Source organism: Moorena sp. SIO3H5, assembly GCF_010692395.1.
Lineage (GTDB): Bacteria > Cyanobacteriota > Cyanobacteriia > Cyanobacteriales > Coleofasciculaceae > Moorena.
In genome coordinates this window covers 1-7,214 of the sequence record NZ_JAAHHS010000384.1, presented here as the reverse complement: position 1 = coordinate 7,214, position 7,214 = coordinate 1, and the positions used below count along the sequence as shown (strand labels likewise).

The following is a 7,214-nucleotide window of genomic DNA, read 5'->3' as shown; positions in this document are numbered from 1 at the left end:
CTAGGTTTTTAATATTGCTGTCAGACATCACCTAGATATTATATAATTAAAGATCTGGGATTAAAATGATAGCCTTAGATAACAGAACTTAAGCGTAAGTATTCAGCTATCAGCGGTCAGCCGTGAGCTTTTAGCTCACCCTACTTGAGGTGCGGTCAGCTGAAGTAACTCAGCATTATTGCAATGCTTAGCTGTTTTATTCAATACCTGCTCCCGTAGCGTATCCGTAGCGCATTAGCTGATAGGTAGCTGAACGCGCACGCGTGCGCGTAGCGCTTAAGCTGACGGATAAATGCTTACTGCAGAAGGTAGAAGGCAGAAGGGACGAGATTTGGAGCTAGTTTTTAAAAACTCCAGTGATTTTACCAAGAATTGATTGCTTTAGTTAAGTTAAACGAGTTAATTTAAACTAGCTAATTGAGCTGATGGAGTTAATGTTAAAAAACGGTTTACTGGACAAGATATTTTGATTTTGATATTTTTAGCGGTCTAACCCATAATATTCCATATTTTTAATTCCATCACACTAAATTAACCCAAACCCAGTTCCCGTTTGAGCAGATTAATCGACTTACTACCAATATAGTTTTCACAACGGATTAGCTTAGGTGGTCGAATAATATCTTCACGAGCAGCTAAAATTGCCTCTTTAACAGTTTGATAACTTGCCTGATCGCTAATAATTATCTGGGAACTGCGAACTAACGCTTTTAGTTTATAGTTGTCCTTGATCTGAGCCGTCATCACTAACAACTCATCTCCCCGTAGACTATGGACAATAATTTCGACCACTTTTAAAATCCCAGAACTGATGCTAACCACTCCTAAACGGTTACCTTTGGAGAGACTCTTAATTAGCTTAAGTTCTGGTTCATAGTCATAAATATCAACAGGGATAACACGAACAGATTTAGGGGCAACAATCGCTTCTGCTTTACCGATAAAATAGCGACTAGTAACTACTGTAGCCGAGTGAGTTTTATCCAAAGCTTCTGAGAGTTCTTCCATGGGCACCAACTGCACCGGGATTCCCAAGGATTCTTCTAACTCTTGCACCATCAATTCTCCAGCACCAATATCTCGTGACTCTACAGTCACCAGTACCCTAGCGCTACACCGTAACCGCCAGTCAATCTCCGACAAAAATAGTTCCCTAGCTTGGTTAAGGGAGCAACCTTGTCCGAGAAGTTGATTGAGGCTATCTTGAACAACCTTGTAAGCTTCGGGGGAAAACTGGTTAAGAAAGCCAGCCTGACGTCGATTACCCCCTTCATGACCCTGTGCTTTAACATAAATGCCTGAACCAGCATAGGACTCTACTAGTCCTGTTTCTTCTAACTGCCGATATACCTTGCTAATGGTATTGCGGTGCAAACCCGTCTCCATCGCTAGCTGACGAGTACTGGGCAATTTATGTCCTGGGGGATATTGTCGGGATGCGATCGCAAACTGGATTTGGTCAAATAGCTGCTTCGAGGCAGGTATTTCACTATCTTGTTGAATATGATACTGAACCATTACAGAGTCTCCAAAATCCCCTGTTTAACACCATTATATGGTAAATTTTATAGTTTAAACTTTTGGGTAAAATTTTGCTATCCGCTTCAGCTAGAATGTAATGATTCAACTGTCAACCGTGAGCTAAAAGCTCACGCTACGGGAACAAAGGAATTTAGCTCCAAAATAACCAAGTTATAAAAATCCCTATAATTTATAGTTATACTCTGAACTATCCAATTAAGTAAGCTAGTTAATTAACTTATTATTTATTTACTAAATACAGGTATAATGTAGAATTGGCGCTGAATTCAGAAAGCCAATAAAACCTTTAGCTTAGCATCTATAACTGCCAAGCAAGAGCTTGACATCCTTCCAAATCGATTATGACACATAGGGAAATTCGTACCATGACCGTCAAGGTGGTCAATGGTGATCTAGACATAGCCGCTTACCTGGCAATGCCAGTGGCAGAAACACCATATCCTGGAATTGTGGTGCTGCAAGAAATTTTTGGGGTGAATGGCCATATCCGGGATATCACAGAACGGTTTGCCAAAGAAGGCTATGTTGCGATCGCTCCGGCACTCTATCAACGCCTTGCCCCAGGCTTTGAAACAGGTTACACCACTGAAGACATTAAGATTGGCAAGGAATACAAGGCACAAACTAGAGCAGCGGAACTCCTGGGAGACATCCAAGGAGCCATCGATTACCTGAGGAGTCAAACCCCTGTGCAAGATAACCCCATCGGCTCTATTGGCTTTTGTTTCGGCGGTCATGTTGCCTATCTGGCTGCTACCTTACCCGATATTAAAGCTACTGCTTCGTTCTATGGCGCTGGGATTACTACCATGACTCCTGGCGGTGGTGAACCAACTATTACTCGCACACCAGAGATTAACGGTACACTCTATGGTTTCTTTGGGATGGAAGATGCTAGCATTCCAGCACAAGAGGTTGATCAGATTGAAGCTGCTCTTGAGAAAAATAAAAATAATTATCGGATCTTTCGTTACGATGGCGCAGACCACGGATTTTTCTGTGACCAACGGGCTAGCTACAATGAAAAAGCAGCTATTGATGCGTGGGCTAACGTTTTGCAGCTGTTTAGGGAAAAACTTGACTAAACTGTCAGCGGAACCCAACTTTATAAGCAGCTGATCCCATATCAGAAATCATTACTGATTTTAAACCTTTAATTATCATGAATTCAAAATCCACCTCTTCGACCACCAGCAAATCATCCTTTTCTATGGATGATTTTGCTCAAGCCCTAGAAGAATACGACTATGAGTTTAAACAGGGACAGGTGGTACGTGGAAGAGTAAATAACTACGAAAGCGATGGTGCTTATGTAGACATCGGTGGTAAGTCCCTGGCTTATATACCAATTCGTGAAGTTTCCTTAGAATTGGATCAGGATTGGTCGGAAGTACTGCCCTTGGATGAGGACATAGATTTCCTGATTATTCGGGAGCAGAATGCCGATGGTCAAGTTACCCTTTCCCGGCGTCAGCTCGAGATTAAGCAGGTTTGGGATGATTTAATGGAACTCCAAGACAATGGAAAATCATTAGATGTCCGGGTTTCTGGAGTGAATAAAGGTGGTGTCACCGTGGATGTGCGTGGATTGCGGGGATTCATTCCGCGATCGCACTTGAGTCAGCACGACAATCTAGATTCCTTGATTGGTCAGAAACTAACAGTCACTTTCCTAGAAGCTGACCGCGATCGCAAGAAGCTAGTGCTTTCTCAGCGGGAAGCTGTGCGTGCTGCTACTTTCTCTGAGCTAGAAATCGGACAATTAGTGGAAGGGAAAGTAGCTGCGATCAAGCCCTTTGGTGTGTTTGTGGACTTTAATCAAACCAATGGTTTGCTACACATTAAGCAAGTAAGCCAAAATTTCGTTGAAGACCTCTCCAAGGTGTTTGAAATCGGTCAAGTGATCCAGGTCATGATTATTAACTTGGATGAAGGCAAAGGTCGTATTTCTATGTCTACCAGGGTTTTAGAAAATTACCCAGGAGAAATGCTCGAAAAGATGTCAGAGGTAATGGCTAGTGCTCCAGCTCGTGCTGAACGTGCTAGGCAAAAACTATTACAAGCATAAGTTAAGTCGTTTTAATCAATAATGTTTTTTGTTTCTTGTTGACTGTTGACTGTTGACTGTTGACTGTTGACCGTTGACCGTTGACCGTTGACTGTTGACTGTTGACTGTTGACCGTTGACTGTTGACCGTTGACAGTAAACCGTTAACCGTTAACCGTGGACTAAAATACCTGATGAATCAAAACAATAGCCCAATCCATACCCTGACCGTAGATATTGGTGGCAGTGGCGTTAAGGTGATGGTATTAGATCAAGTGGGTAATCCCATCACCCAACGTAGTCGCTTAGAAACACCCCAACCTCCTAAGCCGGATGCTATTATTCATGCGATCGCATCCCTAGCTCTTGGACAAGGGAATTTTGAACGGGTATCGGTGGGATTTCCTGGAGTGGTGCGCAATGGGATAACCTATACGGCGGTAAACCTCGATCCCGATTGGCAGGAATTTGATCTAGCTACTACCCTATCTCAACGCTTAGGCAAACCGGTGCGAGTAGCTAATGATGCCGATGTGCAAGGATTAGGAGCAATTACTGGCAAGGGAGTGGAATTGACGATTACCCTAGGCACAGGGTTTGGTTCTGCTTTATTTGTGGATGGCAAGCTGGTGCCAAATCTGGAAATGGGACACCATCGTTTTCGTAAAGGGGAAACCTACGAAGAACAGTTGGGGCGAGCGGCTTTAGAGAAAGATGGTAAGAAGAAATGGAATAATCGTCTCAAAAAAGCGATCGCATCCCTGGAGCGTTTGTTTAATTATAATTACCTTTACATTGGTGGCGGTGAAGCCAAAAAAATTAACTTTGAGCTACCCCCCAATGTAAAAGTAGTCCCCAATGTTGCTGGGTTATTGGGGGGTATTGCTTTATGGCGGGATTAGAAAAAGCAGTGAAATACTATAGCGCTAAACAAATATAGCGCGCTAAATACTATAACCCTAAGCTATAGCTTTTTCTGCATAAACCTGTGTGACAAATTCCCGAATTTTCTGCTGATATTCGGAAGTAGCAACAGTTGTCAAATCATTGTGACCTGCATCAGGAACTAGCCAAAGCTGTTTAGGAACTGTAGCAGCATCGAACAAGACTTGACTCATACTAGCAGGCACTGTGGTATCATTAATGGCATGGATTACCAATATAGGTGTTTGGATTGACTTGATTTTACTAATTGAGTCAAACCGCTGGGTAAGCAGAAGATTGATCGGCAAGAAACCATATTTTCCCTCATAATCTGCCATATCCCGCATGGAAGTAAATGAGCCTTCCAAAATCAAGCCTGCCATTTCTCGGTTACGCACCGCTAGATCAATCCCGATTGCTCCCCCTAAGGAATAACCATAGACAAAAATATCTTGGGGATTGATGCCTCGTTGTTGGACTAGATAATCCCAACCCACTTGAGCATCTTCATAAAGTTGGGATTCCCTAGGAAATTTCCCCTCGCTGCGACCGTAGCCTCGGTAGTCAATCAGCAGCAGGGATAAACCGACCTGATGTAACCGTTGGGCTATTTCAAGATATGCCCCAATATCACAGGCATTACCGTGGAGATATAGCATCACCTTACTGTCTGGTGAGTCAGAGGGAATCCACCAGCTATGGATTTTCTCAACCTTACCCTTAGTGGATATTGGTAACCAAACCTCTTCGTAAGGCAAACCAAAGTCAGCTGGTGTATTTTCAGTCCCTGAGGAAGGACAAAATATTAGCCTATGTTGCAACAGCAACACGGAGGTACAGACTAAGGCATAAGCGATCGCTATAAATCCTGCAACAATCAACATAATCAATTATCTTCATCCTTCTTCATCCTTCATCCTTCAACACCGGTTGGCTTAGATGCCATTCGGTTGCTTGTTCATAAGCATAACCTACTTGAAATAGTTGGTCTTCGCGCAATACATTACTAATCAACTGTATCCCAATTGGTAATCCTTGTTCATCAAAGCCACAGGGTATACTCATCCCTGGTAACCCAGCCAGATTAACTGGAATAGTCATCAGGTCAGTCAGATACATACTTAAGGGGTCTTCTGTCTTTTCCCCAGCTTTAAACGCTGTGGAGGGAGCTGTGGGACAAACTAGCACATCGACCTTCTCAAAGGCTGCCTCAAAATCCTGTTTAATCAGAGTACGAACTTTTTGGGCTTTGAGATAATAGGCATCATAGTAACCAGCGGATAGGGCATAGGTTCCTAGCATAATCCGGCGCTTGACTTCTGCACCGAACCCTTCAGCACGGGTTTTGGTGTACATAGAAAGGAGATTGTCAGCATCTGATGCCCGTAAGCCATATTTAACCCCATCGTAGCGAGCTAGATTTGCTGATGCTTCTGACGGAGCAATGATGTAGTAGCAAGGCAAACCATACCGGAATCGGGCACAGGAAATTTCCTGGATTTCAGCACCTAAGTCTTTGAGCTGATCAATGGCTTTAGTGACTGCTTTCTCTACTACTGGGTCTAAGCCTTCTCCAAAGGTTTCTGTAATAATGCCAATCTTAACTTTACCGTTAGATTTTAGGTCAGGTTTCAGAAATTGGGTATAGTCGGGAATGTCTACTTTGAGGCTGGTAGCGTCATTGGGGTCATATCCTGCGATCGCATTCAGTAAAATAGCCCCATCTTCTACAGTGCGAGCAAATGGTCCAATTTGATCTAAGGACGACGCAAATGCCACTAAACCATAGCGCGATACTAAACCATAGGTCGGTTTCATGCCAACTACTCCACAGTAAGAAGCCGGTTGACGAATAGAACCACCGGTATCAGAACCCAGAGCAATGGGACATTCCCCAGAAGCTACAGCTGCCGCTGAGCCCCCGGAGGAGCCGCCGGGGACATGGGATAAATTCCAAGGGTTTTTAGTAAGTTGAAAAGCAGAGTTTTCCGTAGAACTCCCCATGGCAAATTCATCCAAGTTGGTTTTACCTACCATTACTGCCCCAGTATCTTTCAGTTTTTGGGTCACTGTTGACTCATAAGGTGGGACAAACTTGGCCAGAATCCGGGAGGCGCAGGTGGTCGGAATCCCTTGGGTACACATATTGTCTTTGATGCCAATGGGTATACCGGCTAATGTCGGGAGCTCTTCACCAGCTGCGATTTTCGCATCTACTTGACTGGCCTGTTCTAAAGCATAGTCTGAGGTGATGTGGAGGAAGCTTTGGACTTGAGGCTCTAGGGCTTGAATCTTATCTAGGGCTTCTTGGGTGATTTCTACAGCTGAGCGTTCTTTGTTGATTAGCTGTTTATGCAACTCGCGGACCGTGTCCATGCTTACTACCTTTACTGACTTAAGGATTACAACTCTAGTATTCTGACAAAAAATTCATGGCTTAGGGGTTGGGGCTCAGCCTTGAGGAAAGGGAATAGGGAGTAGGGAGTAGGGAGCAGGGAACAGGGAACAGGGAACAGGGAACAGGGATTAGGGAACAGCCGATCTAGGAAACAATCTTGTGTATCTCATTCCAGATAAGCACCTAAACAAAATTAATTTACTACTACCAATCTCTGTAACCCTTACATCGTAAGGCTTTGAGTTTTGGAAAATGTGTAATTAATTTTGTGCACCTGCTTAGTGTCAATAATAATAATGGTGA

General features: G+C 43.6%; 6 protein-coding genes. 3 read left to right on the top strand and 3 right to left on the bottom strand.

Annotated elements, in window-relative coordinates; translation table 11 throughout:
* Positions 1-531: 531 nt before the first annotated feature.
* Positions 532-1,518 carry a GntR family transcriptional regulator gene (locus F6K52_RS28955; RefSeq protein WP_293086823.1) on the bottom strand — a complete coding sequence of 329 codons (987 nt, stop codon included), beginning with the start codon at positions 1,516-1,518 and terminating at the stop codon, positions 532-534.
* Positions 1,519-1,883: 365 nt separating this feature from the next.
* Here F6K52_RS28955 and F6K52_RS28950 point away from each other — a divergent pair, with 365 nt between their 5' ends.
* The 3 genes from F6K52_RS28950 (at position 1,884) to F6K52_RS28940 (ending at position 4,491) form a co-directional block, all read left to right on the top strand.
* Positions 1,884-2,627: a dienelactone hydrolase family protein gene (locus tag F6K52_RS28950; protein WP_293086818.1), complete on the top strand. Its 744-nt coding sequence runs from the start codon at positions 1,884-1,886 to the stop codon at positions 2,625-2,627.
* A 77-nt stretch (positions 2,628-2,704) separates the two neighbouring features.
* Positions 2,705-3,610, top strand: coding sequence for a S1 RNA-binding domain-containing protein (locus F6K52_RS28945; protein ID WP_293086814.1), 906 nt, complete (start codon positions 2,705-2,707; stop codon positions 3,608-3,610).
* A gap of 173 nt (positions 3,611-3,783) precedes the next feature.
* Complete coding sequence (locus F6K52_RS28940; protein WP_293086828.1) at positions 3,784-4,491, top strand: ROK family protein; 708 nt, start codon at positions 3,784-3,786, stop codon at positions 4,489-4,491.
* A gap of 57 nt (positions 4,492-4,548) precedes the next feature.
* On the opposite strand, the gene F6K52_RS28935 is transcribed toward F6K52_RS28940, so the two are convergent.
* Together F6K52_RS28935 and gatA are read right to left on the bottom strand one after the other, a co-directional pair.
* On the bottom strand, positions 4,549-5,397 hold the full coding sequence (locus F6K52_RS28935) for an alpha/beta fold hydrolase (protein WP_293086811.1): 849 nt from the start codon (positions 5,395-5,397) through the stop codon (positions 4,549-4,551).
* Positions 5,398-5,419: 22 nt separating this feature from the next.
* Positions 5,420-6,889: an Asp-tRNA(Asn)/Glu-tRNA(Gln) amidotransferase subunit GatA gene (gene gatA / locus F6K52_RS28930; RefSeq protein WP_293086806.1), complete on the bottom strand. Its 1,470-nt coding sequence runs from the start codon at positions 6,887-6,889 to the stop codon at positions 5,420-5,422.
* Positions 6,890-7,214 lie beyond the last annotated feature (325 nt).

What these genes read in the sequence shown, in the direction of transcription:
- F6K52_RS28955 (WP_293086823.1), bottom strand. Translation starts at nt 1,518, where the DNA reads ATGGTTCAGTATCATATTCAACAAGATAGTGAAATACCTGCCTCGAAG.
- F6K52_RS28950 (WP_293086818.1), top strand. Translation starts at nt 1,884, where the DNA reads ATGACACATAGGGAAATTCGTACCATGACCGTCAAGGTGGTCAATGGT.
- F6K52_RS28945 (WP_293086814.1), top strand. Translation starts at nt 2,705, where the DNA reads ATGAATTCAAAATCCACCTCTTCGACCACCAGCAAATCATCCTTTTCT.
- F6K52_RS28940 (WP_293086828.1), top strand. Translation starts at nt 3,784, where the DNA reads ATGAATCAAAACAATAGCCCAATCCATACCCTGACCGTAGATATTGGT.
- F6K52_RS28935 (WP_293086811.1), bottom strand. Translation starts at nt 5,397, where the DNA reads ATGTTGATTGTTGCAGGATTTATAGCGATCGCTTATGCCTTAGTCTGT.
- gatA (WP_293086806.1), bottom strand. Translation starts at nt 6,889, where the DNA reads ATGGACACGGTCCGCGAGTTGCATAAACAGCTAATCAACAAAGAACGC.